This window comes from Paenibacillus mucilaginosus 3016 (assembly GCF_000250655.1).
GTDB lineage: Bacteria > Bacillota > Bacilli > Paenibacillales > NBRC-103111 > Paenibacillus_G > Paenibacillus_G mucilaginosus.
Map to the genome: position 1 here is coordinate 578,156 of NC_016935.1, position 25,729 is coordinate 603,884.

General features: G+C 56.2%; 15 protein-coding genes, 16 tRNA genes and 3 rRNA genes. 28 read left to right on the forward strand and 6 right to left on the reverse strand.

Annotated elements, in window-relative coordinates; all coding sequences use genetic code 11:
• Positions 1–39: 39 nt before the first annotated feature.
• From PM3016_RS02580 to kduD, 26 genes are all read left to right on the forward strand, one after another.
• Positions 40–900 carry an inositol monophosphatase family protein gene (locus tag PM3016_RS02580; protein ID WP_013914343.1) on the forward strand — a complete coding sequence of 287 codons (861 nt, stop codon included), beginning with the start codon at positions 40–42 and terminating at the stop codon, positions 898–900.
• Between the two features lie 320 nt (positions 901–1,220).
• Positions 1,221–2,758: ribosomal RNA gene (locus tag PM3016_RS02585) — 16S ribosomal RNA — on the forward strand.
• 269 nt (positions 2,759–3,027) lie between these two features.
• Positions 3,028–5,957 (forward strand): 23S ribosomal RNA (locus PM3016_RS02590).
• A gap of 168 nt (positions 5,958–6,125) precedes the next feature.
• A 5S ribosomal RNA gene (gene rrf / locus PM3016_RS02595) occupies positions 6,126–6,242 on the forward strand.
• Together the 16S, 23S and 5S rRNA genes with 16 tRNA genes alongside form the textbook arrangement of a ribosomal RNA operon.
• Before the next feature lie 31 nt (positions 6,243–6,273).
• Positions 6,274–6,346: transfer RNA gene (locus tag PM3016_RS02600), tRNA-Asn, on the forward strand.
• Positions 6,347–6,356: 10 nt separating this feature from the next.
• Positions 6,357–6,445 (forward strand) — tRNA-Ser (locus tag PM3016_RS02605).
• A 38-nt stretch (positions 6,446–6,483) separates the two neighbouring features.
• Positions 6,484–6,555: transfer RNA gene (locus PM3016_RS02610), tRNA-Glu, on the forward strand.
• A gap of 11 nt (positions 6,556–6,566) precedes the next feature.
• Positions 6,567–6,642 (forward strand) — tRNA-Val (locus PM3016_RS02615).
• Between the two features lie 17 nt (positions 6,643–6,659).
• A tRNA-Met gene (locus PM3016_RS02620) sits at positions 6,660–6,736 on the forward strand.
• A 15-nt stretch (positions 6,737–6,751) separates the two neighbouring features.
• A tRNA-Asp gene (locus PM3016_RS02625) sits at positions 6,752–6,828 on the forward strand.
• A gap of 67 nt (positions 6,829–6,895) precedes the next feature.
• A tRNA-Thr gene (locus PM3016_RS02630) sits at positions 6,896–6,970 on the forward strand.
• Positions 6,971–6,981: 11 nt separating this feature from the next.
• Positions 6,982–7,057: transfer RNA gene (locus PM3016_RS02635), tRNA-His, on the forward strand.
• 10 nt (positions 7,058–7,067) lie between these two features.
• Positions 7,068–7,142 (forward strand) — tRNA-Gln (locus PM3016_RS02640).
• A gap of 5 nt (positions 7,143–7,147) precedes the next feature.
• Positions 7,148–7,223, forward strand: a tRNA-Lys gene (locus tag PM3016_RS02645).
• Between the two features lie 17 nt (positions 7,224–7,240).
• Positions 7,241–7,315: transfer RNA gene (locus PM3016_RS02650), tRNA-Gly, on the forward strand.
• Positions 7,316–7,355: 40 nt separating this feature from the next.
• Positions 7,356–7,430: transfer RNA gene (locus tag PM3016_RS02655), tRNA-Gly, on the forward strand.
• 24 nt (positions 7,431–7,454) lie between these two features.
• Positions 7,455–7,534: transfer RNA gene (locus PM3016_RS02660), tRNA-Leu, on the forward strand.
• Between the two features lie 8 nt (positions 7,535–7,542).
• Positions 7,543–7,619, forward strand: a tRNA-Pro gene (locus PM3016_RS02665).
• Positions 7,620–7,638: 19 nt separating this feature from the next.
• Positions 7,639–7,712, forward strand: a tRNA-Gly gene (locus tag PM3016_RS02670).
• A 1-nt stretch (position 7,713) separates the two neighbouring features.
• Positions 7,714–7,787: transfer RNA gene (locus tag PM3016_RS02675), tRNA-Arg, on the forward strand.
• Between the two features lie 187 nt (positions 7,788–7,974).
• Entirely contained in the window at positions 7,975–8,730 is a 756-nt protein-coding gene (bioD, locus tag PM3016_RS02680; protein WP_014368333.1) for a dethiobiotin synthase, read from the forward strand.
• Positions 8,731–8,770: 40 nt separating this feature from the next.
• Positions 8,771–9,763 carry a biotin synthase BioB gene (bioB, locus tag PM3016_RS02685; protein ID WP_014368334.1) on the forward strand — a complete coding sequence of 331 codons (993 nt, stop codon included), beginning with the start codon at positions 8,771–8,773 and terminating at the stop codon, positions 9,761–9,763.
• Between the two features lie 8 nt (positions 9,764–9,771).
• Entirely contained in the window at positions 9,772–10,938 is a 1,167-nt protein-coding gene (bioF, locus tag PM3016_RS02690) for an 8-amino-7-oxononanoate synthase (protein WP_081484296.1), read from the forward strand.
• The gene (locus PM3016_RS02695; RefSeq protein WP_014368336.1) at positions 10,935–11,759 is read left to right on the forward strand and encodes an alpha/beta fold hydrolase; all 825 of its coding nucleotides are present in this window, start codon (positions 10,935–10,937) and stop codon (positions 11,757–11,759) included. Before bioF ends, PM3016_RS02695 begins: the two co-directional genes overlap by 4 nt.
• Positions 11,737–12,594, forward strand: coding sequence for a malonyl-ACP O-methyltransferase BioC (bioC, locus tag PM3016_RS02700; protein ID WP_014368337.1), 858 nt, complete (start codon positions 11,737–11,739; stop codon positions 12,592–12,594). Before PM3016_RS02695 ends, bioC begins: the two co-directional genes overlap by 23 nt.
• A 110-nt stretch (positions 12,595–12,704) precedes the next feature.
• Positions 12,705–13,460, forward strand: a complete 756-nt coding sequence (gene kduD / locus PM3016_RS02705) for a 2-dehydro-3-deoxy-D-gluconate 5-dehydrogenase KduD (RefSeq protein ID WP_013914349.1) — start codon at positions 12,705–12,707, stop codon at positions 13,458–13,460.
• On the opposite strand, the gene PM3016_RS41265 is transcribed toward kduD, so the two are convergent.
• Entirely contained in the window at positions 13,381–13,557 is a 177-nt protein-coding gene (locus tag PM3016_RS41265) for a 4Fe-4S binding protein (RefSeq protein WP_413783322.1), read from the reverse strand. The genes kduD and PM3016_RS41265 overlap by 80 nt on opposite strands.
• Between PM3016_RS41265 and PM3016_RS02710 the strand changes: the two genes are divergently transcribed.
• Together PM3016_RS02710 and PM3016_RS02715 are read left to right on the forward strand one after the other, a co-directional pair.
• Entirely contained in the window at positions 13,493–14,443 is a 951-nt protein-coding gene (locus tag PM3016_RS02710; RefSeq protein WP_420798952.1) for a sugar kinase, read from the forward strand. The genes PM3016_RS41265 and PM3016_RS02710 overlap by 65 nt on opposite strands.
• 16 nt (positions 14,444–14,459) lie before the next feature.
• Complete coding sequence (locus PM3016_RS02715) at positions 14,460–15,122, forward strand: bifunctional 2-keto-4-hydroxyglutarate aldolase/2-keto-3-deoxy-6-phosphogluconate aldolase (protein ID WP_013914351.1); 663 nt, start codon at positions 14,460–14,462, stop codon at positions 15,120–15,122.
• A 104-nt stretch (positions 15,123–15,226) separates the two neighbouring features.
• On the opposite strand, the gene PM3016_RS02720 is transcribed toward PM3016_RS02715, so the two are convergent.
• The 5 genes from PM3016_RS02720 to PM3016_RS02740 form a co-directional block, all read right to left on the reverse strand.
• Entirely contained in the window at positions 15,227–16,225 is a 999-nt protein-coding gene (locus PM3016_RS02720) for an aromatic ring-hydroxylating oxygenase subunit alpha (RefSeq protein ID WP_014368340.1), read from the reverse strand.
• Positions 16,226–16,653: 428 nt separating this feature from the next.
• Positions 16,654–21,192, reverse strand: coding sequence for a glutamate synthase-related protein (locus PM3016_RS02725; protein WP_187298022.1), 4,539 nt, complete (start codon positions 21,190–21,192; stop codon positions 16,654–16,656).
• A 625-nt stretch (positions 21,193–21,817) separates the two neighbouring features.
• On the reverse strand, positions 21,818–23,158 hold the full coding sequence (locus PM3016_RS02730) for a glutamate-1-semialdehyde 2,1-aminomutase (RefSeq protein ID WP_014368342.1): 1,341 nt from the start codon (positions 23,156–23,158) through the stop codon (positions 21,818–21,820).
• Between the two features lie 129 nt (positions 23,159–23,287).
• On the reverse strand, positions 23,288–24,133 hold the full coding sequence (locus PM3016_RS02735; protein ID WP_337999631.1) for a PhzF family phenazine biosynthesis protein: 846 nt from the start codon (positions 24,131–24,133) through the stop codon (positions 23,288–23,290).
• Positions 24,134–24,530: 397 nt separating this feature from the next.
• A complete protein-coding gene (locus PM3016_RS02740) occupies positions 24,531–25,559 on the reverse strand; it encodes an LCP family protein (RefSeq protein ID WP_013914355.1) in 1,029 nt (342 codons plus the stop codon).
• Positions 25,560–25,729: the final 170 nt, after the last annotated feature.

The following is a 25,729-nucleotide window of genomic DNA, read 5'->3' on the forward strand; positions in this document are numbered from 1 at the left end:
ATATCGGCTCATTTAATTCCACAAAAGGAATGATCAGTTATGTCCACATCCAATATTCCGGCGTTCGCCGTCGGCAGCAAAAGCTTCACCGCAGTAGCTATCAACACGGCATCCAAGGCTGGCGAGTGGATACAAAGCAAGGTTGGGGACTTCTCTAGTCTACATACGAAGTACTCTGCGCAGGACCTGGTGACGGAAGTAGACAAGGGCGCGGAGAAGATGATCCGCAACTTGATTTTGACGCACTTCCCGGGCCACTCGATTCTTGGTGAAGAAGGCGTGGAGCCAGGACCGGAAGCTTCGCAGCGCGCCCTGGAAGAGGCCAGCAGCGCCGAATACTTGTGGATCGTCGATCCTTTGGACGGCACCACGAATTTCGTCCACGGGTTCCCGTTTTTCTCGGTTTCTATCGCACTGGCATATAAGGGAGAAGTAATCGTTGGAGTCGTATATAATCCGATTCACAATGAGCTGTATGTAGCGGAAAAAGGTAAAGGTGCCTACCTGAAGGGCAGGAAGATGGAGGTTTCACCCGAGAAGACACTGGGCGAGAGCCTGATTGCCACAGGCTTCCCGGCGGACCGCGACGGAACCCTCCCGGCCAATCTTAGAGGGGTTCAGGCTCTGAGCCCCAAAGTGAGAAATATGAGGGTGGCCGGTTCGGCAGCTCTTCATATGGCTTACGTGGCAGCGGGCAGGCTGAGTGGTTTCTACGAGATCGGGCTGAATTCCTGGGACATGGCTGCAGGCGCTCTATTAATAGAGGAATCCGGCGGCAAAGTCACGGATACGCTCGGCAACCCGTATCATCTGGGAGTTCGGCATGTCGTTGCATCCAATGGTCACATCCACGATGAACTGCAGAAGGAACTGGCTGCCGCTTCGGCAACGGGGTATTAAGATCAGAAACACAAGTCCAAGCGACTTGTGTTTTTCTTTTTAGGGGCTTGCATTTTATTTTTAGGCATGATACTATGTCTTTCCGGCCAGCGAGGTCGGCAAATGCACTTCCCAAAAGGAAGAAAAAAACTTTTAAAAAAAGCTTGCATTTGAGATTGCATCTGTGGTAAATTACAAAAGTCGCTTTTGACGGATACGAAAAACAAGTCGAAACGCGTCGTAAGAAATTGCCCTTTGAAAACTGAACAACGAGTGAGTGTTAAATATAGAGACTCAGCGATGAGTTTCTGCCAAGCTTCAAATGAGTCATCAGCTTTTCTTTAATGGAGAGTTTGATCCTGGCTCAGGACGAACGCTGGCGGCGTGCCTAATACATGCAAGTCGAGCGGAGCACTTCGGTGCTTAGCGGCGGACGGGTGAGTAACACGTAGGCAACCTGCCTGTAAGATCGGGATAACTACCGGAAACGGTAGCTAAGACCGGATAGCTGGTTTCGGTGCATGCCGGAATCATGAAACACGGGGCAACCTGTGGCTTACGGATGGGCCTGCGGCGCATTAGCTAGTTGGCGGGGTAACGGCCCACCAAGGCGACGATGCGTAGCCGACCTGAGAGGGTGATCGGCCACACTGGGACTGAGACACGGCCCAGACTCCTACGGGAGGCAGCAGTAGGGAATCTTCCGCAATGGGCGCAAGCCTGACGGAGCAACGCCGCGTGAGTGATGAAGGTTTTCGGATCGTAAAGCTCTGTTGCCAGGGAAGAATGTCGTGGAGAGTAACTGCTCTGCGAATGACGGTACCTGAGAAGAAAGCCCCCGGCTAACTACGTGCCAGCAGCCGCGGTAATACGTAGGGGGCAAGCGTTGTCCGGAATTATTGGGCGTAAAGCGCGCGCAGGCGGTCTTTTAAGTCTGGTGTTTAAGCCCGGGGCTCAACCCCGGTTCGCACCGGAAACTGGAAGACTTGAGTGCAGGAGAGGAAAGCGGAATTCCACGTGTAGCGGTGAAATGCGTAGAGATGTGGAGGAACACCAGTGGCGAAGGCGGCTTTCTGGACTGTAACTGACGCTGAGGCGCGAAAGCGTGGGGAGCAAACAGGATTAGATACCCTGGTAGTCCACGCCGTAAACGATGAGTGCTAGGTGTTAGGGGTTTCGATACCCTTGGTGCCGAAGTAAACACAATAAGCACTCCGCCTGGGGAGTACGCTCGCAAGAGTGAAACTCAAAGGAATTGACGGGGACCCGCACAAGCAGTGGAGTATGTGGTTTAATTCGAAGCAACGCGAAGAACCTTACCAGGTCTTGACATCCCTCTGAAAGCCCTAGAGATAGGGTCCTCCTTCGGGACAGAGGTGACAGGTGGTGCATGGTTGTCGTCAGCTCGTGTCGTGAGATGTTGGGTTAAGTCCCGCAACGAGCGCAACCCTTGACTTTAGTTGCCAGCATTGAGTTGGGCACTCTAGAGTGACTGCCGGTGACAAACCGGAGGAAGGTGGGGATGACGTCAAATCATCATGCCCCTTATGACCTGGGCTACACACGTACTACAATGGCCGGTACAACGGGAAGCGAAGTCGCGAGATGGAGCGAATCCTTAGAAGCCGGTCTCAGTTCGGATTGCAGGCTGCAACTCGCCTGCATGAAGTCGGAATTGCTAGTAATCGCGGATCAGCATGCCGCGGTGAATACGTTCCCGGGTCTTGTACACACCGCCCGTCACACCACGAGAGTTTACAACACCCGAAGCCGGTGGGGTAACCCGCAAGGGGGCCAGCCGTCGAAGGTGGGGTAGATGATTGGGGTGAAGTCGTAACAAGGTAGCCGTATCGGAAGGTGCGGCTGGATCACCTCCTTTCTATGGAGTCCATGTCACCTGCAGGGTGGCGGACAAATCTTATAGCAGCCCTTGAGCTGCGGACACTCACTCGTGTTCAGTTTTGAAAGGTGCAATGCCTTTCAAACTTGGCTAGGCTGTCAAAAGCTGATACTTGTATCGGCCGCGGCGCCATGCTAAGATAACGTTCCTGCCAGTGAAACGGCGGTGAACATGGTTTGTTCCTTGAAAACTGGATAGCGAAACAAAGCAAATAAAGCTGAAACATCCAATGTTTCGAATAGCGATTAGGTTAAGCTATTAAGAGCACACGGAGGATGCCTAGGCACCAGGAGCCGAAGAAGGACGTGGCGAACAACGATAATGCCTCGGGGAGCCGTAAGCAGGCTTTGATCCGGGGATGTCCGAATGGGGAAACCCACATGTGGTAATTCGCATGTACCATGCAGTGAATACATAGCTGCATTGGAGGCATACGAGGGGAACTGAAACATCTAAGTACCCTCAGGAAAAGAAAACAATAGTGATTCCGTCAGTAGCGGCGAGCGAAAGCGGAACAGCCCAAACCAAGGAGCTTGCTCCTTGGGGTTGTAGGACGTCAATGTGGGTTAAGCAGAGTAGGCGAACAGGTCTGGAAAGGCCGGCCAGAGTGGGTAAAAGCCCCGTAACTGAAATTCTGCGAACACCCTAGACGGATCCTGAGTACCGCGAGACACGTGAAACCTCGTGGGAAACCGGCAGGACCATCTGCCAAGGCTAAATACTCCCTGGTGACCGATAGTGAAGCAGTACCGTGAGGGAAAGGTGAAAAGAACCGCGGGAGCGGAGTGAAAAAGAACCTGAAACCGTGTGCTTACAAGAAGTCAGAGCCCGTTAATGGGTGATGGCGTGCCTTTTGTAGAATGAACCGGCGAGTTACGTTCCCGTGCGAGGTTAAGGTGAGAAGCCGCAGCCGCAGCGAAAGCGAGTCTGAATAGGGCGACATAGTACGTGGACGTAGACCCGAAACCGTGTGATCTACCCCTGTCCAGGGTGAAGGTGCGGTAACACGCACTGGAGGCCCGAACCCACGAATGTTGAAAAATTCGGGGATGAGGTGGGGGTAGCGGAGAAATTCCAATCGAACTCGGAGATAGCTGGTTCTCCCCGAAATAGCTTTAGGGCTAGCCTCGGGTTAGCGTTGCGGAGGTAAAGCACTGATTGGGTGCGGGGCCCGCCAAGGGTTACCAAGTCCAGTCAAACTCTGAATGCCGCAAACGTGATGCCCGGGAGTCAGACAGTGAGTGCTAAGATCCATTGTCAAGAGGGAAACAGCCCAGATCATCAGCTAAGGTCCCCAAGTGTGTGTTAAGTGGGAAAGGATGTGGAGTTGCACAGACAACCAGGATGTTGGCTTAGAAGCAGCCACCATTGAAAGAGTGCGTAATAGCTCACTGGTCGAGTGACTCTGCGCCGAAAATGTAACGGGGCTAAACACACCACCGAAGCTATGAGTCCAAGGTGCAAACTTGTTTGCACCCGGGCAGTAGGGGAGCGTTGTATGCGGGTTGAAGGTTGATCGTGAGGACAGCTGGACTGCATACAAGTGAGAATGCCGGTATGAGTAACGAAAAGATCAGTGAGAATCTGATCCGCCGAAAGCCTAAGGGTTCCTGAGGAAGGCTCGTCCGCTCAGGGTAAGTCGGGACCTAAGGCGAGGCCGAAAGGCGTAGTCGAAGGACAACAGGTTGAAATTCCTGTACCACCGTGAACCGTTATGAGCAATGGGGTGACGCAGAAGGATAGTGACGCGAGCTGATGGATGCTCGTCCAAGCAGTAAGGCTGATGTGTAGGCAAATCCGCACATCGTAAGGCTAAGCTGTGATGGGGAGGGAAATTTAAGTACCGAAGGTCATGAGTTCAGGCTGCCAAGAAAAGCCTCTAGCCAGGGAGAAGGTGCCCGTACCGCAAACCGACACAGGTAGGCGAGCAGAGCATGCTAAGGCGCGCGGAAGAACTCTCGTTAAGGAACTCGGCAAAATGACCCCGTAACTTCGGGAGAAGGGGTGCCTCGGTAGGGTGAATAGCCCGAGGGGGCCGCAGTGAAAAGGCCCAAGCGACTGTTTAGCAAAAACACAGGTCTGTGCGAAGCCGCAAGGCGAAGTATACGGGCTGACGCCTGCCCGGTGCTGGAAGGTTAAGGGGAGCGGTTAGGAGCAATCCGAAGCTGTGAACCGAAGCCCCAGTAAACGGCGGCCGTAACTATAACGGTCCTAAGGTAGCGAAATTCCTTGTCAGGTAAATTCTGACCCGCACGAATGGCGTAACGACTTGGGCGCTGTCTCGACGAGAGATCCGGTGAAATTTTAATACCTGTGAAGATGCAGGTTACCCGCGACAAGACGGAAAGACCCCATGGAGCTTTACTGCAGCTTGATATTGGACTTTGGTACGATCTGTACAGGATAGGTGGGAGCCTGAGAAGCCTGAGCGCCAGCTTGGGTGGAGGCGCCGTTGGGATACCACCCTGATCGTATCGGAGTTCTAACCTGGTACCGTGATCCGGTACGGGGACAGTGTCAGGTGGGCAGTTTGACTGGGGCGGTCGCCTCCTAAAGCGTAACGGAGGCGCCCCAAGGTTCCCTCAGAATGGTTGGAAATCATTCGAAGAGTGCAAAGGCATAAGGGAGCTTGACTGCGAGACAAACAGGTCGAGCAGGGACGAAAGTCGGGCTTAGTGATCCGGTGGTACCGAATGGAAGGGCCATCGCTCAACGGATAAAAGCTACCCTGGGGATAACAGGCTTATCTCCCCCAAGAGTCCACATCGACGGGGAGGTTTGGCACCTCGATGTCGGCTCATCGCATCCTGGGGCTGAAGTAGGTCCCAAGGGTTGGGCTGTTCGCCCATTAAAGCGGTACGCGAGCTGGGTTCAGAACGTCGTGAGACAGTTCGGTCCCTATCTGTCGCGGGCGCAGGAAATTTGAGAGGAGCTGTCCTTAGTACGAGAGGACCGGGATGGACGTACCGCTGGTGTACCAGTTGTTCCGCCAGGAGCACGGCTGGATAGCCAAGTACGGACGGGATAAGCGCTGAAAGCATCTAAGCGTGAAGCCCCCCTCAAGATGAGATTTCCCAGTATGTAAGACCCCTTGTAGACGACGAGGTTGATAGGTTCGGGGTGGAAGCGCGGCAACGCGTGGAGCTGACGAATACTAATCGGTCGAGGGCTTATCCACAAGCTTCCTGAGGGAAGCGGCGGCAGTAATATAGATGTTAGATCGATCTTCAGCTAGCAAGTGAGGATATGTCATTTTGGTAGTGACCTTTGTGCGAAGCACAACGGAGCGCAAAATGACATAACCGAACGTATATCCAGTTTTCAAGGTGCAAGCCTTGAACAACCGTTTGGTGATGATGGCGGAAGGGAACCACGCGTACCCATCCCGAACACGAACGTTAAGCCTTCCAGCGTCGATGGTACTTGGACCGCAGGGTCCTGGGAGAGTAGAACGTCGCCAAGCGGATCTTAAGATCCACTATACAGCTCAGTATTCCCTGATAGCTCAGTTGGTAGAGCACTCGACTGTTAATCGAGTTGTCACAGGTTCGAGTCCTGTTCGGGGGAGCCATATCTTGGAGAGGTGTCCGAGCTGGCCGAAGGAGCACGATTGGAAATCGTGTAGGCGTCACAAGCGTCTCGAGGGTTCGAATCCCTCTCTCTCCGTAGATTTATTTTTAGATTAATGCACTTATTACTGGTTTGGCCCGTTGGTCAAGGGGTTAAGACACCTCCCTTTCACGGAGGTAACAGGGGTTCGAATCCCCTACGGGTCATTTTATCCCATGGAGGCTTAGCTCAGCTGGGAGAGCATCTGCCTTACAAGCAGAGGGTCGGCGGTTCGATCCCGTCAGCCTCCACCATAAAGACTTTTTACTGACGCGGGGTGGAGCAGCCCGGTAGCTCGTCGGGCTCATAACCCGAAGGCCGCAGGTTCAAATCCTGCCCCCGCAACCAATTATCTCTTAGTGTGGAGCCGTGGTGTAGAGGCCTAACATGCCTGCCTGTCACGCAGGAGACCGCGGGTTCGAATCCCGTCGGCTCCGCCATTTTTACAAACCAATACATCGAACTTATTATGATTCTATGATAATCGGTGTTGTTTTTATGAAAAATGCCGTCGTAGCTCAGCGGTAGAGCAACGCACTCGTAATGCGTAGGTCGGAGGTTCGATTCCTCTCGACGGCACCAGCAGTATCATGGCGGTCGTGGCGAAGTGGTTAACGCACCGGTTTGTGGATCCGGCATTCGAGGGTTCAATTCCCTTCGACCGCCCCATTTCTTCTATTGGGGATTAGCCAAGCGGTAAGGCAACGGACTTTGACTCCGTCATGCCTAGGTTCGAATCCTAGATCCCCAGCCATATTAGAGCCATTAGCTCAGTCGGTAGAGCACCTGACTTTTAATCAGGGTGTCGTAGGTTCGAGTCCTACATGGCTCACCATGTTATTCTTACCACTTGCGGAAGTGGCTCAGCGGTAGAGCATCGCCTTGCCAAGGCGAGGGTCGCGGGTTCGATTCCCGTCTTCCGCTCCATCATTTTCATCTGGCGCAGTACAAGATTTTATGTTATTATGCGGAAGTGGCTCAGCGGTAGAGCATCGCCTTGCCAAGGCGAGGGTCGCGGGTTCGATTCCCGTCTTCCGCTCCATAATCCCATCTCCGTAACATACATGCCGGTATGGCGGAATTGGCAGACGCGCGCGACTCAAAATCGTGAGGGAAACCGTGGGGGTTCGAGTCCCTCTACCGGCATCAATTAACGGGACGTAGCTCAGCTTGGTAGAGCACCTGGTTTGGGACCAGGGGGTCGCATGTTCAAATCGTGTCGTCCCGACCATCAGTTTTCTTTAACTCATGCGGGTGTAGTTCAATGGTAGAACTCCAGCCTTCCAAGCTGGTAGCGTGGGTTCGATTCCCATCACCCGCTCCATGTCCCAGTAGCTCAGTTGGATAGAGCACTCGCCTTCTAAGCGAGTTGTCGGGGGTTCGAATCCCTCCTGGGACGCTTTTCATGAATATTCAACCTTCTACGTGTAACGTAGAAGGTTTTTTTGTGTTTTCAAAGTGCTATTAATCCCGGGGCTGGTGGAAAATTGTGCTTGCCCGTTCTGCGAACTTCGGGTAGAATCGAACCAAGTTAATTGTTAACCTGAATTTCTTTAACTTGGTTAACGTATTGGAGTGATAACCGCATGGGCAAAGGGCTTTTTATTACGGGAACCGATACGGAGGTGGGCAAGACCTGGGTTACCTCGGTCTTGGCTGCAGCTGCAGCCAGGCGCATTTCCCTGCATAATGCCGGCCAGGGTACTGTGCTGTCCAACCCTCTACACCTCTGGAAACCCATTCAATCCGGTTCCCAGCCGGGAGACCCAAGGGCGGATAGCTTCAGGCTGCTGAGAGGCAGCGGAATCGAACAAACCGAGGAGGAGACTGTAACGTATTCCCTGAAGGCCCCGCTGGCTCCCTGGATGGCAGCCCGGCGTGCAGGAACCCTGATACCGTGGGAGGAACTCCTCGCCGAAGGAGAACGAAAGCTGGCATCGTATCCACGGTTATTGGTGGAAGGAGCTGGTGGACTGCTTGTTCCTCTTACGGAGCGGTACACGGTTGCCGATCTGGCAGCGGCCATGGGGCTGCCGCTGCTGATTGTCGCAAGAACCCGGCTCGGTACGGTCAACCATACCCTGCTCACCATTGAGGCGGCAAGACAACGGGGACTCCGAATCGCAGGTGTACTGCTGAACGGATACCCCGGGGATGACGATCTGGCATTAAGCGAGACGATCGAGATGATCGAACAGTTTGGCTCCGTCCCGGTTCTGGGAGTATTCCCGCAGCTGGAGGAGGAGCCGGTCTCCATGGAAGAATGGGAGGCCTGGAGGGATCAATGGATCGAGATCGTGGAGAGCCGGATTCGTATGGACGAGATCATGAGCTTTTTTTAATCATAAGGATTCCATAGGATAAGCAAAGGAGCTGGAATGAATGGTTACCACATATACCAACTGGAGCGAGCTGGCGGAGAAAGCGATACAGGGTGAACGCTTGACGATGAGAGAGAGCCTTGATCTGCTGGAGGCGCCGGATGAAGAACTGCTGCGAATTATGGATGCCGCATTTCAAGTGAGGCGTCATTATTACGGTAAGAAGGTCAAGCTGAACCTAATTATCAATGCCAAGAGCGGTTTGTGTCCCGAGGACTGCGGGTACTGCTCCCAGTCGATTGTCTCCAAGGCTGCCATTACCAAGTACCCTCTGCTGGAGAAGGAAACGCTGGTAGACGGGGCGCGCAAAGCGATGGAGCTGAAAGTAGGTACATATTGTATTGTGGCCAGCGGGCGGGGGCCAACCGGGCGTGAGCTCGACCAAGTGGTGGAGGCGGTCAAAGAGATCAAATCAACCATGCCGATGAAAATTTGCGCCTGTCTCGGCATTCTTAGTGAGGAGCAGGCCGTCAAATTAAAAGAAGCCGGTGTGGACCGCTACAATCACAACCTCAATACGAGCAAAGCGAACTTCGGCAATATCACAACAACCCATACCTATGACGACAGGGTGGAAACGCTAGAGAAAGCAAAAGCAGCGGGTATGTCTCCTTGTTCCGGCTGTATCATCGGCATGGGAGAGACGAACGAGGAGATCGTCGAGATGGCTTACGCGCTGCGCGAACTGGATGCGGATTCGATCCCGGTTAACTTTTTAAACTCCATCCCGGGCACTCCTCTGGAGAATCGGCGGGATCTGGACCCGCGGCATTGTCTGAAGGTACTGGCGCTGATGAGACTGATCTGCCCGACCAAAGAAATCAGGGTCGCCGGCGGCAGGGAAGTCAATCTGCGGTCGATGCAGGCTCTTGCGCTGTATGCAGCGAATTCGGTGTTCGTAGGAGACTATCTGACGACCGAAGGACAGGAAGCAACGGCCGATCACCAGATGATCGAAGATATGGGCTTTGAGATTGAGCTTTGTGCCCTCTAAGAGAGCGAGTGAGTCGACAGCAGCTGCAGTGGATGCATAAGGAACTGGAGTCCCTGCGGGAGCGGCAACAGTTTCGTTCGATCACGGACTCGGAGCCTCAGCCTGATGGATGGGTCATCCGCTCAGGGCAGCGAATGCTCAACCTGGCATCCAACCAGTACCTCGGCATGGATTGCGCTTGGGCCGCTCCGGGGCTGGAGACAGCTTCAGCGGGCATGGGGGCGGGGGCGTCAAGGCTTGTGACCGGAAATCATCCGCTGTGCACGAGGCTGGAACAAGAGTTTGCCCGTTTCAAAGGAACGGAAAGCTGCCTGCTCTTATCCAGCGGGTATATGGCGAACATCGGTGTGATCCCCGCGCTAGTGGGGCGCTCGGACTGCATTTTCAGCGACCGCCTCAATCATGCGAGTATTATGGACGGCATCGTACTCAGCAGGGCGGAATGCCGCCGCTATCCTCACCGGGACCTCGACCGTTTGGAAGCCCAGCTCAAGAAGGCACCCGCAGGAGCCAGGAAGCTGATCGTCACCGATTCGATCTTCAGCATGGACGGCAGTATCGCACCGCTTCGGGAGCTGGTCGAGCTCAAGGATCGGTACGGGGCCATGCTCATGGTGGATGAGGCGCACAGCGGCGGGCTTTACAGTGAAGAAGGCCAAGGGCTGATCCACAGCTTGAGGCTAACCGACCGGGTGGAGATCCAGATGGGGACCTTCAGCAAGGCTTACGGCGCCTATGGATCATACATAGCCGGCGATGCGCTGTTGAAGGAATACCTGACGAACAAGGCGCGCAGCTTGATTTTTACGACTGCCCTTCCTCCGGCAGTGATCTCTGCCGTGTACCGCAGCTGGCAGTCGGTTAAAGGCCACCGTGTACGGAGAGCGGAACTGCAGAGAAAGGCAGCGTTGTTCCGGCAAAGGCTGCAGGAGGCCGGATTCGATACCGGAGGAAGTGAGTGCCACATTGTACCGCTGGTACTGGGCAGCAATGAGAAGGCGCTGAAAGTCAGTGAGAAGCTGCAGCAGGAAGGGATCGCCGCCGTGGCCATCAGGCCTCCTACCGTGCCGGAAGGGACGGCTAGGATCCGCTTCAGCCTGATGGCCACCCATTCGGATGAAGACCTGCAGTGGGCTATGGAACGCATTATTCGGATAGGACGTGAAGAAGGATGACCCTGCCGCAGATTAAACCGAGCATCCTCTGGGTCCACGGATGGGGGATGAGTCCGAACATCTGGCCCCATGCCATAGGTACAGATATAGCTGAGCCGATAGGACAGCCGGAGGCCCTTCTACCCGGATGGAGGCACAGTTATTTTACCTATGAGGGGTGCAGTACAGGTGAACAAATGGTACGGCATCTTCACAGCCGCCTGTCGGAAGAGAAGCCGGATGCGGTTGTGGGGTGGTCGCTGGGAGGGATGCTGCTGCTCCGGTGTCTGGCGGATGAACTGCGGTCCGGCAGGCAGTTTACCGGGAGTATGCGAGGTGGAATGCCGTTAGTTATACTTGCGGGCACCACCCTCAGCTTCACCCACCCTGATCGAACTTACGGATGGCCGCGGCGCATTGTGGAACGGATGAGGGCTAAGGCAGAGGCGGAGCCATGGGCTGTGATCGAGCAGTTCGCCGAAGCCATGCTCACAGGAAGGATGCACGACACAAGGCTGGTGGATCAGGTGAAGGCGTCCTGGGGGACGACCGACTTTTCCAGGGAGGGGCTGTATGCCGGCCTGAGTTATCTGATCGAAGAAGACCTGCAGAGGGCTTGGGTGGAGATTCTGACACCTGCGCTGAAGAGCGGGGCGCTGCACCTGCTGTGGCTCCAAGGGGAGGAAGACGGCATCTGTCCCATTGGAGCGGTTCCTGATACAGGGGAAGGCTGGCAGAAGGCTGTCTTTCCCCGTACAGGGCATCTGCCTTTTCTCGAGAGGACGCCGGAGTTCTACCAACGCATAAAGGAGTTTCTTCATGAATACCTGGAGTATCGATAAGAAGAGGGTTCGGCGTCATTTTGACCGGCATGCCCACGAATACGACCTGTATGCGGAGGTTCAGCGCCGGATGACGGATGAATTGATGAGCCGCCTGCTCGAGAGGAGAAGAGGGCCCCATGTAGGTCGAATCGTCGAGATCGGGTGCGGCACCGGCCAGCTGACCCAAAAGCTGCTGCAAGCGTATCCGGAAGCGGAAGTGACGGCGATCGACCTCTCACCAAAGATGGCGGAGGTAACAAGGCTTCGCTGCGCCCCTTGGGCAGGGGAGCGTCTTACGGTCCTCGCAGCAGACGCGGAGACCCTGTTGATGTCGCCATTTTGCACTCCGGAACGATTCTCGGGATTTGATCTGGTCGTCTCAAGTGCCGCTTTTCAATGGTTTACAGACACGCAGAAGACTCTGACCAGCTGGCTCGGGCGAATCCGGCAGGAAGGACTGCTGGCCTTTGCCACCTTCGGCCCCGAGACGTTCCGAGAGCTGCATGGTGCTTTCCGGCAGGCCGAAATCCGTCTTGGAATTCCTCATCAGGCCAGCGGGCAGCAGTTCGCAGACCGGGAAGAATGGCAGAGGCTGCTGCTTCCTTGCGGTGAGAGCGCTTGGGAACTGGATTGGGACGAAGAAAGGGTGATCCAGCGGTTCGATAACGTTCGGTCTTTTCTCGACAGTGTGAAGCGCGTAGGGGCCGGCAACAGCGTACAGGATGGAAGAGCGGGCTTCTCCATGGCCCGGAAGAGAATAGAGCTGATGACGGAAGCGTACAGCCGGGCCTATGGGGGAGAAGGGATTCCGGCCACGTATCATATCTACTATGGAATGTTTGGAAAAAGGTAGATTTGAGGCGGGGGAGTATGGCAGAATGTCGGCGGATGTCATATAATGATAGGGAGAAGTCTTCGCAAACGTGTGCGAACAGACTTAAAACGTTTAAATGGGGTGTAGAGATGAATTTGTTTGATCTGACCGGAAAAGTCGCTTTGGTAACCGGCGGTGCCGTTGGTCTGGGTGGGGGCATTTCGCTTGGATTGGCCAAGGCAGGCGCGGATATTGTCATCGTTACAAGCAACGACCGTTCGCGTGAAGTTCAACAGGAGATTGAGGCCATGGGCCGTAAAGTACATACGATCGTAGCCAATCTCATGGACGAGCAGGCGCTGAAGGGCGTCGTGGAAGAGGCCCTGTCCGTTTTCGGCAAGATCGACATTCTCGTCAACAACTCCGGGATCATCCGCCGGACACCGGCTGCAGAGCATGGGGCGCAGGACTGGCACGATGTGCTCAATCTGAACCTGAACTCGGCGTTCTTCCTCTGCCAGCTCGTGGGCCGCGAGATGATCAAACAGGGCTCCGGTAAAATCATCAACATCGCATCCCTGCTGAGCTTCCAGGGCGGGATTAACGTTCCCGGCTATACGGCGTCGAAGCATGCGATTGCAGGCGTTACCAAGGCTCTGGCGAACGAGTGGGCCAGCAAAGGCGTTCAAGTGAATGCGATTGCACCAGGCTATATGTCCACGGACAATACCGCTGCTCTTCGCGCCGATGAAGAGCGCAGCTCCCAGATTCTCGTTCGTATTCCGGCAGCACGCTGGGGCACGACGGAAGACCTGCAGGGGCCAGTCATCTTCCTGGCTTCCGCAGCATCGGATTACATGAACGGCCACGTGCTTGCCGTGGACGGCGGATGGATGGCACGCTAATGGCAGAGAGCGGACAAACCCAAGAACACCAAATGTTCCGTCCGGAGATTATCACCTTCGGAGAGACCATGGCACTGATTATGCCGGAGGGTTCCAAGGGAATCGAGTATTCGAGCAGCTTCCAGGGGCTGTTCGGCGGTGCGGAGAGCAACGTGGCCATCGGCGTATCCCGTCTCGGGCACCGGGCCGGCTGGTTCAGCCGGCTCGGCAAGGACCCGTTCGGCCGGATGATTCTCAAGAAGATCCGCGGGGAAGGTGTGGACGTCTCCCGTACGGAACTTACCACGGAAGCACCGACGGGGCTCATGCTGCGCGAAGTCGTATCCGGCAAGACCTCCGTCTACTATTACCGCAAGGGCTCTGCAGCCAGTCTGCTGCGTCCGGAGCATCTCGATGAGGATTATATTGCCCAAGCGAAGTATCTGCATGTCACGGGCATTACGGCGGCTCTGAGCGAGTCCTGCCGGGCTACCCTCCGGGAAGCGATCCGTCTGGCCAAGAAGCACGGAGTCAAGATCTGCTTTGACCCGAACCTTCGTCTGAAGCTGTGGTCAATCGAGGAAGCAAGAGGCGTGCTGCTGGAGCTGGCCCAGGAAGCGGATTACTTCCTGCCGGGTCTGGATGAGCTGAAGCTGCTCTATCAGACGGAGAGCTTCGATGAGATTGTGGCGAAGCTCTCCGAGCTGAAAGCGATATCCATCGTCAAAGGCGGAGAGGACGAAACCTACGTTGTCGAGAACGGAGAGGTATCGGCCGTACCGTACTTTAAGGCGGACCGCGTTGTGGATACGGTAGGCGCCGGAGACGGGTTCTGCGCGGGATTTTTCGTGGGCCTGCTTAAGGGTTACACGCATGTCGAAGCGGTGCGTCTCGGCAATCTGATCGGGTGTATGGTGGTTCAGATGGAAGGCGATTGGGAAGGCATTCCTACCTGGGAGCAGGTAGAAGCATTCCTCAACAACGTCAAGCACGTGGAACGGTAGGGGGAGGACACAACCAATGAAAAAACTGCAGCTCGTACAAAAGATTGTCAATGAAGGGGTCGTGGCGGTACTGCGCGGCGACACGCCGGACGAAGTCGTTGAGATGGCCGAACAGGCGATTGAAGGGGGCATCAAGGTCATTGAAGTCACGATGACCGTTCCCTTCGCTCTGCAGGCGATTGAGAAGCTGGCTAAGAAATATTCGAGTACGACTGACGATCCTTCGCGTTATGCGATCATCGGTGTAGGTACGGTGCTCGATCCCGAAACGGCCCGTGCGGCCATCCTGAGCGGGTCTGAGTTCGTCGTTGGGCCTTCCCTTAATCCGGATACCATAACCCTCTGCAACCGGTACCGTGTGCCTGTAATGCCGGGCGTCATGACCATCCAGGAGATTCAGCGTGCGCTGGAGCTGGGTGTGGATGTGGTGAAGCTGTTCCCTGGCAACCTGTATTCGCCGAGTATGATCAAAGCGATCAAGGGGCCTCTGCCGCAGGCGAACGTCATGCCGACGGGTGGGGTATCACTCGACAATCTGGGCGAGTGGATCAAAGCCGGGGCGGTTGCCGTGGGCATCGGATCGGATCTGACGACTGAAGCGGTTAAGCAGCGCGATTACAGCCTTGTAGCCAAGAAGGCGGCCCAGTACGTGGCAGCGTATCGTGCAGCCAAGGCCTAAATGAAGAAGGTGCTCTTTCCTAATGGAGAGGGCATCTTTTCTTTATAAGGGGCAGCGGCTGGGCTTGTGCTGACCTGTCTGAAGCATATACGGGGCCGTCACCTTCAGCGTAAGCGATCTTGGGCGGATATCCGGGGCTCTTCACCGGTCAAGAACTGGTACCAGCGCTGCCGGAACCGGACCTGAGGACCGTCGGCCCCCACATGGGCTTCCATGCGCAGGGCATCCGGGATGGGACGCGGGTGCTGGCTCTCAACGACAGCACGGTCTTCATCCAGCACCTGGGCGCTGTAAAGGGAGAAAATACGGCTCACACCCGGAAACTTGGCAAAGTTCCTGCCGGCATAACCGAAAATCGCCGTAACCTCCCGGTCCACCGGGCTGAAGGTAACATAATTGGTGAACCGGCTGCGCCGCGGCTCGGCCGGTGTCAGGAGCCACTGCTGGGGAAAGCGGTAGTTCAGCAGTCCGCTGCCGTTGCGTATCGTGATCCGGTCTCCTTCGGCTTCAAAATCAATGTGAATGTTGGACGAGCTGTTCCGCCCGATCGTGCGCCGGTGGACGATGGGAACGTGGGCCACATCGATTACGCTCTCGATGACTCGGGTCAGATGGGCCTCCCACACGGCATCATAGGGAGCCAGCACAAGATCCGGATCGTCCAATTCGGGAAATAAGGCAGGAGGTTCAGGCTTCCTGCCGTTAAGTTCGCGCATCGTCATGGGGTAAACCCACAGCAGGCCTGCTTGTTCTTGTACCGGGTAAGCGAGGGTATGTGCAAAGCTGGGAATCGGTCTGTCCGGATGGGCAGGAATGGAGGTGCAGGTACCATCCCCTTTAAAGGTCCAGGCATGATAAGGGCAGCGCAGCAGATCGCCTTCGCAGCTTCCAAGCGACAAGTCTGCCCCGCGGTGCGGACAGTAGGCATGAAGCGCCTGTACAGTGCCTGCTGAGTCCCGGAACAGAACGAGATCACGTCCGGCAATCCTTTTCCTAAGAAGCCGCCCTTGCTTCAATTCTTTGGACCAGCCTAAGGCATACCAGACGCAGGGGAAAACATCATGATCTCCTTCTTGGCTTGCGCGGTACAGTTCGTCGGGCATCTGGGCTCCTCCCTCAGCTTATCGAGTGATAAGTTATAGATATGAATGGTGGATTGGGATTAGTGCAAGAATGAGGGGAGCATTAGAAGTATAAACCAATCCGGCAGTCAGCAGTTAAAGTTATATTTAGATATTTACCCTTACTGTATGATTGTACAAACATTATACAACTAAGCTGGGAAGGCGTAAAGAGCATGAGGTGCGATGGATCTGTGATGGCAAGTAAAAGCAGCAATAATAACAGTAAGGGCACAAGCCCCAATCAGATCATCCGGCATGGATCAGGGACCTTTCTCGAGAGTAATCTTGTATGGGCTGCTGCGTCCACGTCTCACTTTATAGGGACAAAGAAAACAGCCCCCTGCAGGCAGGAGGCTGTTAAAAAATCTTGTAGAGTTAGCTTTGAAGCATACTGCTTAAAGAGCGGCCTACTCCGTAGCTACGGATTGGTCGGCTTGCAGGTTCACCGGAGCGATCCGGACGAAGTTCGCCTGCAGGTTCGCCAGCAGACCGTCGATCGTTGCTGCGGCTTCCGTTTGACCGGATTTCGCGAGCTCTTCGCGATAAGCGCCGAGCAGCTCGTTCAGATCCTTGACGCTTTGGACGCCGATCTGTTCGATCTTCACTTTGGCACCCTTGGCGATACGGCGCTCGATAGCCGCTTGATCCAGTCCCATCTCAGGAACGAGACGCTGGTAGATCACGCCGCCGGTCATCCCTGCGCAGATCCATGGACCTGGGTCGCCGAGAACTACGGCACGGCCGTTGGTCATGTACTCGAATGCAAAGCCCTTCAGGTTCGCACGGGAAGCGAGGCCGCCCAGATCGTCACGGAGCGGAGTGGTAATCTCGCCGCCGAAGACAACGTCTGCGCCCGAGAAGCGGATGCAGGCACGGGTATCGGCATTGCCCTGGATCAGGAACAGACCCTTCTGAGCGCCGTAACCGAACGATTTACCAACGGAACCGTTGATGAACTGCTTGTGCTTGCTGTGAGCCTTCAGGATGGCAACCTTACCGCCGAGGGACATCTTGCCGACGCCGTCTTCCGCACCACCGTGTACCGTGATGTCTACGCCGCGGGCGTTGAATGCGGCCAGACCGTTACCCGGTACGGAACCTTCGGTCATCGTGATGTTCACCGCTGGCAGGCTGTCGTAGCTGCCGTCGAAGCGGTCTCTTACGCGGTGGCTCGCATAGCGTGCCCCGAGAATACGGGATTCGGCATCGACTTTGCTCCAAGTGCGTTCAACCGGTGCGTGGAACGATACGGCATCCGGGAAGAACTCTTGGCCTTCGGCGCCGGCAGCGATCCGGATATCGGACGATACGGCTGCAGCCACTTCAGCATGAGCTTCCTGCGCAGCAGCGAAGGAGAGCGGAGCCGGACGGAGCAGGTCGGACAGGTCGATGCGCTCGAGGTGCGAGATCTGCTGGAGCAGGTCGGAACGGCCGACGAGTTCCTGCAGGTTCTTGAAGCCGAGCTGGGCAACCGTCTCGCGAATCTCTTCACCGATACCGCTGAAGATCCGGACAAGGCCGTCTACGGCGAGATCGTACACGCGAGGTACGAAGCGGCGAAGACCTTTCTCTTCGGCTTCTTCCATGGAGTCGATCTGCGTAGCGATACCTACGTGGCAGGTATCCAGGTGGCAGCCGCGGCAGGTCGTACATCCGATGGACTGCATCGCGATGGAACCGAAGCCGACACGGTTGGCGCCGAGCATGACCATCTTAACGACGTCCTGGCCGGACTTCATGCCGCCGTCGGACCACAGTTCAACGCGGTGGCGAAGGCCTGCGTCGATCAGGGCCAAGTGAGCGAGCTTCGTTCCGATCTCGGTAGGCAGACCTACATGCGTGATGGAGTGAATACGCGCCGCACCTGTACCTCCGTCGAAGCCGGAGAGCGTGATGACGTCCGCGCCGGCCTTGGCTACGCCGACGGCGATGGTGCCGACACCCGGTACGACCGGAATCTTAACGATAATCTGTGCCTTGCGGCCGGAAGCTTCCTTAAGCTCCGAGATGATCTGTGCCAGGTCCTCGATCGAGTAGATATCGTGGTTGTTGGATGGCGAGATCAGGTCGGAACCGATCGTGGCGTTCCGTGCCGCTGCGATCTTGGCCGTAACCTTGGAGCCCGGCAGGTGACCGCCTTCGCCCGGCTTCGCGCCTTGACCGATCTTGATTTCAAGGAATGCTACGGCATTCGCGAGCTCGACGTTAACGCCGAAACGGCCGGAAGCGACCTGCGCACCGCGCGTACGCTTGTATTTGCCGAGCATGTCTTTGATCTCTCCGCCTTCGCCGTTCATGGTAACCATGTTGAGGCGTTCGCCGGCTTCGGCATAAGCACGGAAAGCTGTTTCGTTCTGCGAGCCGAAGGACATCGAGGAGATGAGCATCGGCAGGCTGTGTCCGCCGATACCGATCTCGACCTGCGACGGTTCAAGCGGCTTGCGGCCTTCGCTGTGTGCCTTCTCGAAGTCGAATCCGGCAACGTGACGGATCGAGATGGCGTTCTTCTTCTCTTCTTCACGAAGCTTGTCGCGGTAGTCCGTGTAAGGAGCCGCGCCGGAAGCTGCGTCGCCGAGAGCCTTCCACATGCGCTGGAAGAAGCGGAAGTTCTTCGCCGCCTTGGCTTTCGGGTTCGAGAAGTCGTTGTAGCGGGCTTCGGCTTCGGCTTCCAGCTCGGCATAACCCGTACCGGCTTTGTCGCTGCCGAGGTAGTTCACGATATCGAGCACGTCGGCAAGCTCCGGCTTGAGGCCGATGGACGAGAAGAAGCGGGTGTAGCCGCGCAGCTCGTGCGTACCGATCGTGGAGATGACTTTCTCCAGGCCCTTCATGAGAGCCGTGAATACTTTGCGTGCCGCCGGCGCGCCGTCTTTGGAAGCGGCGGTAGCGAACATGATGTATGGAGACAGAACGTCTGCGCCAAGGCCACAGGCCACAGCGATGTCATGCAGGTTGCGGATCGCCGCGCTGCGCAGGACGATCGTCGTCTGGCGGCGCAGGTTGTCGCCGAATCCGAGCTTCTCGGCTCTGAGGGCGATATCGACCTTGGATACGGCCAGATGCGGATCCATCCACAGACGGTCGTTCTGGTGCGCTTCGCTGTCGTCGAGGACAACCAGCATAGCACCGTTCTTCACGGCACGGACCGCTTCAGCCGCCAGCTCATTGAGGGCTGCTTCAAGCGAACCGCCGCGAGGGAACGTCGTCGAGAGCACAGCAACGTTGGCACCGTTCGGGCCGCCGAAGAGGTTCACGAGCTGCTCCAGGCTAGGCTGCTTGAGCTCGGCCAGAGAATCGATCCCGTTGCTGCCTTCGAGCACGACAGGGTACAGAATCTCGACGCGAGGGCGGGCGTCCGGCTCGCCGTATACTTTCGGACGCGGACCGACAACGACGCGGGTGGAGAAGTGCTCCATTTCGCGGTCACGGTCAATCGCCGGGTTCGTTACGACAGCTACGCTTTCCTTGATGAAGTCCGGAATGTTCTGGCGCTCCCATGCGAGGGCCGCATGCGGGCTGTCGTGGCCCAGGGAACGGATCGGCTCGGCGCCGGTTTCGGCAGTAGACTCGATCATCGTGATCCCGTCGCGGTCCCAGCCGAACGCGCTGTATACCGCATCGGTAGGTACGATGTCAGCCGATGGAGCCGCTTCGCTTACAGCTACTTCCTGCACCAGGTGCTTGCGGAGGCCGTCCAGCCCTACGCGTGCCGCTGCGCGCTTCAGTACCAGGTTCTGCACTTCGTAGTAAGGGATTACCTGGATATGCTCGCCCGGTGTCAGCACGACACCGATTTTCTCGCCCGGTGCGATCGGCTTCGGATCGGCAACCATCTCGCCGACCGTAATTACGCCCTGCTCGGAGGAGAAGTACAGCGAAGTTTCGCTCTCCACCATCCATACCGGACGAAGACCGAGGGCATCGACGCTGAAGATACACTCATTGCCGTAGCGGGATACGATACCGGCAGGTCCTTGAGCGAAGTGGCCCCAAGTCTGGCGGTAGTACACATAGAGATCCTGCAGCTCCGGACGGAACAGCTTCATCTCGTTATGGATCGGCGGGAAGACGACTTCCATCGCTTCGAACAGGGACATGCCGGAACGGTGAATGAACGTCTCGATCGTACGGTTCATGTCCTGGGAGTCACTGCCCCCGTCGACGAGCGGTACGCCGACCATGTCAGCTTCGATACGCAGCTTCTTCACCGTGTTGATCTCGCCGTTGTGGCCGAGGAGGGAGAAAGGCTGAACGCGGAAGAAGCTCGACTGGGTGTTCGTGGAATAACGATTATGTCCGATCGTGACCTGCGCTGCGAACAGCGGGTCGCGGGTATCGTTAAAATATTTCGGCAGGATGCTTGCGGCACCCATGACCTTGTAAGCCGCGGTTACGTTGCTCAGTGTGGCGACGTGTACGGTGTACTGATCTTCGATCGCAACATGAAGCTCGAAGAGGTGATCGGCAACTTTCACTTCCTGCTTCTCGCAGAGGCCTGCGATCTGCCAGAACGTAGGCTCGTCATTGCGGCCGTTCGGACCGAGGACGGAGCTGTCCACCTGGTTCTCCTGCTCCATCAGGATGGAGACGCCGAACTTCGCGAACAGGGCGCGGATGCCTTCCTGCATCTGGGCAACCGTCAGGTCGAGCTTGCGCGGAACGAAAATGTGGGCTACGGAGAAATGCTCGTCGTATGCAAGCTTGCCGTCGAGACCGTTCTCTTGGAGTTTCTTCTCCCAGAGGGCTCTTGGAATATCCGTCAGGATCCCACAGCCGTCGCCTTCACCGTTGATGAATCCCGAACGATGCTCCATCTTAACAAGAGCTTCAATCGTTTTCTGGATGTTGTCACGGGATGGAAAACCGTCTTTCTCTACAATACAAATGATGCCGCAGGAGTCATGTTCGGTGGCCAAGAGATTCTGAAAGCGGCCTTCATCACGCATAACTTGATTCATTCTAGTGGTCAGCAGGCTGACCGTCACCTCCCATGTAATTAAGTTGCGGTTTCGTCCATAATAGAAGGTTCTGTACATGATCTTAGAAAGTATATAGCGAGGCTCTATACCGACTCTAAATCATGGGGACGAGCTCCTAACGCTTCAACCCGCGGAAGGGCACCGGACCCCCGATGCTGCTGCAAAGAAAGCGGACAAAGCCAAATGGGCAGAACGGATGAATAAAAATACAATTATTCTGCATAAATGGCGTTGCCGACGCGTCCTTACACCTGAAATCAGGTAAGAACACTGGGCCATAATTAAAAAAATAAATGTGCCCAAGTCGACAAAATGAGCGCATATCCTCGTGGCTATCATGGCGAAAACCTTACAATTAGCCGATGATATTGGGTTATAAAGTAGTTATAGGATACCATGAAAATGTCTTTGAGACAATAGAACTTTCGGCAAAGGAACCAATTGTAAGCGTTATCTATTGTGCATACGTGGTGAATAAAGGCAATTTTCTTACGATTTTGTGTGTTCCATAAAAAACGAACGAACTATTATCTCTTAGTGATAATAGTTCGTGATTGTAGTGATAAATATTTTTGTTATGGGGAAAGGCTTTTTATTTCATGCGGGCGAAAGCACGGTTTGCCGCTTCGATGGTGTATGCAATATCGGCTTCCGTGTGGGCGGTCGTCGTGAACCAGGCCTCATATTTGGACGGGGCCAGACAGACTCCCTCGGCCAGCATATGGCGGAAAAAGGAAGCGAAGCTCTCACCGTCGGTATCCTGCGCTTCCTCATAGTTGGTTACCGGATGGGAGCAGAAATGAGTGGACAAAGCGCCGCGGATGCGGTTGATCGTCAGCGGGATGCCGTGCTGTGCTGCAGCCGCGGCAAGCCCCTCTTCGAGCATCGCGCCGAGCCGGTCGAGGCGCTCGTAGGTGCCCGGCTCGCTCAGAGCCTCCAGGCAGGCGATGCCGGCCGAGATCGAAGCGGGGTTGCCCGCCATGGTGCCGGCCTGGTAGGCCGGACCCAGCGGAGCCACCTGCGACATGATCTCCGCCCGCCCGCCGTAGGCGCCGATCGGCAGCCCGCCGCCGATGATCTTGCCGAGCGCCGTCAGGTCCGGCTCGATGGCCGCGTAGTCGGTGCCCGCCGGAAGCCCGGCGAACGTGGAGGCGGCGCCGTAGTGGAAGCGGAAGGCGGTAATGACCTCGTCGTAGATGACGAGGGAGCCGTTGCGCCGGGCCGCGCCGCACAGCGCCTCGAGGAAGCCGGGCTGCGGCATCACCATGCCGAAGTTGCCGACGATAGGCTCGACCATGACGGCGGCGACATCATCGCCCCAGCGGGCGAGCGCTTCGTCCAGCGCCTTAGGGTCATTGAACGGCACGGTAATCACCTCGTGCGCGATGGAGACCGGAATCCCGGCACTGTCCGGGATTCCGAGGGTGGAAGGGCCGGAGCCTGCGGCGACGAGCACCAGATCCGAATGGCCGTGGTAGCAGCCGGCGAACTTGATGATCTTGCTGCGGCCGGTATAGGCGCGGGCCACGCGGATCGTCGTCATGACCGCTTCCGTGCCCGAGTTGACGAAACGGACCTTGTCGAGCGAGGGGATCGCTTCCTTCAGCATGCGGGCGAAGCGGATCTCAAGCTCGGTCGGCGTACCGTACAGCGTCCCGTTCTCGGCGGCACGCACGATCGCGGCCGTGACATGCGGGTGGGCATGGCCGAGGATGACGGGGCCGTAAGCCGCCAGATAGTCGATGTAGCGGTTGCCGTCCTCGTCCCAGAAGTAGGCTCCCTGCCCGCGCTTCATAAAGACAGGGGCCCCTCCGCCTACGGCCTTGAACGACCGGGACGGCGAGTTGACACCGCCTACGATATGCTGGAGCGCTTCTTGATATAAGGAAGAGGAGCGAGGTCTGGCGTCCCCTGCGGATGAATGCTGGCTCATATGTATAACCTCCCAAAGCGATTCTCATCTATAGTGAAGGAACAGGGAAGCGCCCCGAAGCGGGGCGCCTCCCAGTCCATCTTACTCATTATAAGCGATCGCCCTGCGAAGGGGAAACACCGTCCTTACTTACGCTGGGGCATGGGTTAAGCGGCCCTGGAGCATGGTGACGGCCTCGCCGGCGATTCGGATGCGGTCACCGGTCTTCTCGAGGTGGAGCACGCCTGTTCTTGGGGAGCACTGGATGGCGGTCATCCGCTCCTGGCCGAGCTTGCCGTGCCAGTAAGGCAGAAGAGAGCAGTGCGCCGAGCCGGTGACCGGATCTTCATTGATTCCAAGGGACGGGAAGAAGCAGCGGGAAGCGAAGTCATAGCGTTCCTCGGACGAGCGGGAGGTGGCGAGCAGACCGCGGTAAGGCAGTGCCCCAAGCAGGGCATAATCCGGGCTCAGGCTGAGGACTGTCTCCTGCGTGGAGAACTCCAGAATGAGATCGTCACCGTCCGTAGCCGCGGCGGCGGGAAGAACGCCGCCGAGTATTTTCCCGATCTGTTCCGCCAGGCCGTGCTCTTCCAGGGAAAGCGGACGGATCGGCTTCAAAGGGAAGTCGAGCACAATCCGCCCGTCCTCTGTTCTCTCCGCCTTCAGCAGGCCGCTGCGGGTGTGGAACTGCAGCACGGTCTGCGGATCCTCCAGGCCGCGGTCCCAGAGATAATGAGCACTGGCCAGTGTGGCATGGCCGCAGAGATCGACTTCGACCGCCGGGGTGAACCAGCGGAGCCGGTAGCTGCCGTCCTCCTGCTTCCACAGGAAGGCGGTTTCGGACAGGTTCATCTCCATAGCCACCTGCTGCAGCCATGATTCCGCGGGTTGAACCTCGAGCAGGGTGACGGCTGCGGGGTTGCCGCGGAACGGTCCTTCTGCAAACGCGTCGATAATATCAATCTCGGCAGAGAAAGGGGGGCTTGCGATTCGAATCCTTGTTCAGGCATGGGGAAATTCCTCCTTGGATAATGTGTGGAAATGAGTTCGATGTGGAGAAGTGTAACAGAAGCGGAAGCGCCCCGAAACAGTACAGTGTAACAGTTGGAAGCTTCAGCGAGGGGGATAAAAAGCATAGCAGGCAGTTGGTGTCCAAAGCGCAGACTCCATGCCGCAGCCAGGGAAAAGGAGATTTCAAATGTAAACATACACAGGGATCTCAATGGTAAAGTAAAACGCGGTTTCAACGGTAAAAGTAAAACGAGATCGCGGGTAAAAGAAAAAAGAGACCTCATCGGTCTCCTTAAACGATCGTTTCCTGCGGATTCACACATTTTTAACACCATGGAACTTTCGCGGCATGTATCATTTGGGACATAAACCAAGTTCTTACCTACTGCTTCTTCGTGGTGCTTGTCCCGCTGCCGCTCTTGGTGCCGGCTTTCTCGGCCGGGGCGAACGGATCGCGCCCTTCGAACAGGGCCTTGATGTAATTCTGCAGCTTGTCTTTGTTGACGCTGATGACTTCGGCGCCGCCTACCCGCTTCTCGATCACGAGCTCCGTCGGCGGAATCTGCGAGGAGATCATGCCTTCGGTCTTCGCCTCATAAGCCAGGGTGCCGAGCTTCAGCATATCGGTGGTTGTCAGGTTGGTCGAGATATAAGGATCGATGCTGTTCAGTACCTTGGGGAGCCGGATAAGCGAGCCGGTCGACTGCATCTTAACCGCCACCGCCTGGATGAATTTGCGCTGCCGCTCCGTTCTCGAGAAGTCGCTCAGCGCATCATGCCGGAAGCGGACATACTGCAGCGCCTTCTTGCCGTCGAGCTGCTGCAGGCCTTTCTTCAGGTTGATGTCATATTCGTGGCCGTCGGCAGAATCCTTGTACTTCATGTCCTTCTCCACGTCAATCTCAATGCCGCCGATCGCATCAATCAGGGCAATGAAGCCTTTAAAGTCCGTATAGACATAATACTGTACCGGAATGCCGAGCAGGTCGCTCACCGTCTTCATGGCGAGATTCGGTCCGCCCGTAGCAATAGCCGTGTTGATCCGGTCGTCACCGTGACCCGGAATCTTGACATACGTATCCCGCAGGATAGAGAAGAGATACGCCTTCTTCGTTACAGGGTCGATGGAAGCGACCATGATCGAGTCCGAACGGGGAATCTCGTTCTTCTTGAGTCCCCGCGAATCGCCACCGAGGATCAGCACGTTCACACGCTGCTTGCCTTCCCACTTCGGCGGGGTGTAAGATTCGTTAGTAGCCACCTGCTTGGGGGTCAGCCCTCCCCATTTGGGTGAAGCGGGGTCGTCCTGGATCTGGTTTGCGAAGCGGAGAAAAGAATATGTAAAATAACCAATGCCGACAAGCAAGATCGTAATCAATAAACCAAAAGTCCATTTGAGCGTACGGGCCATAATCGATCGGTTCCTTTCTTGAATATCAGAATGCTTCGTGCTGTGATGGGCTCCAGTTCTTTTTCTGATATTTAGCGGCCGGGACCGAATCCCGGGAGAAGGGCATGCTAATCTCACCTAAATAACATTTGGAGTGAGCGTCCGTGTCATGCGCAGGTGCGGGTAAATCA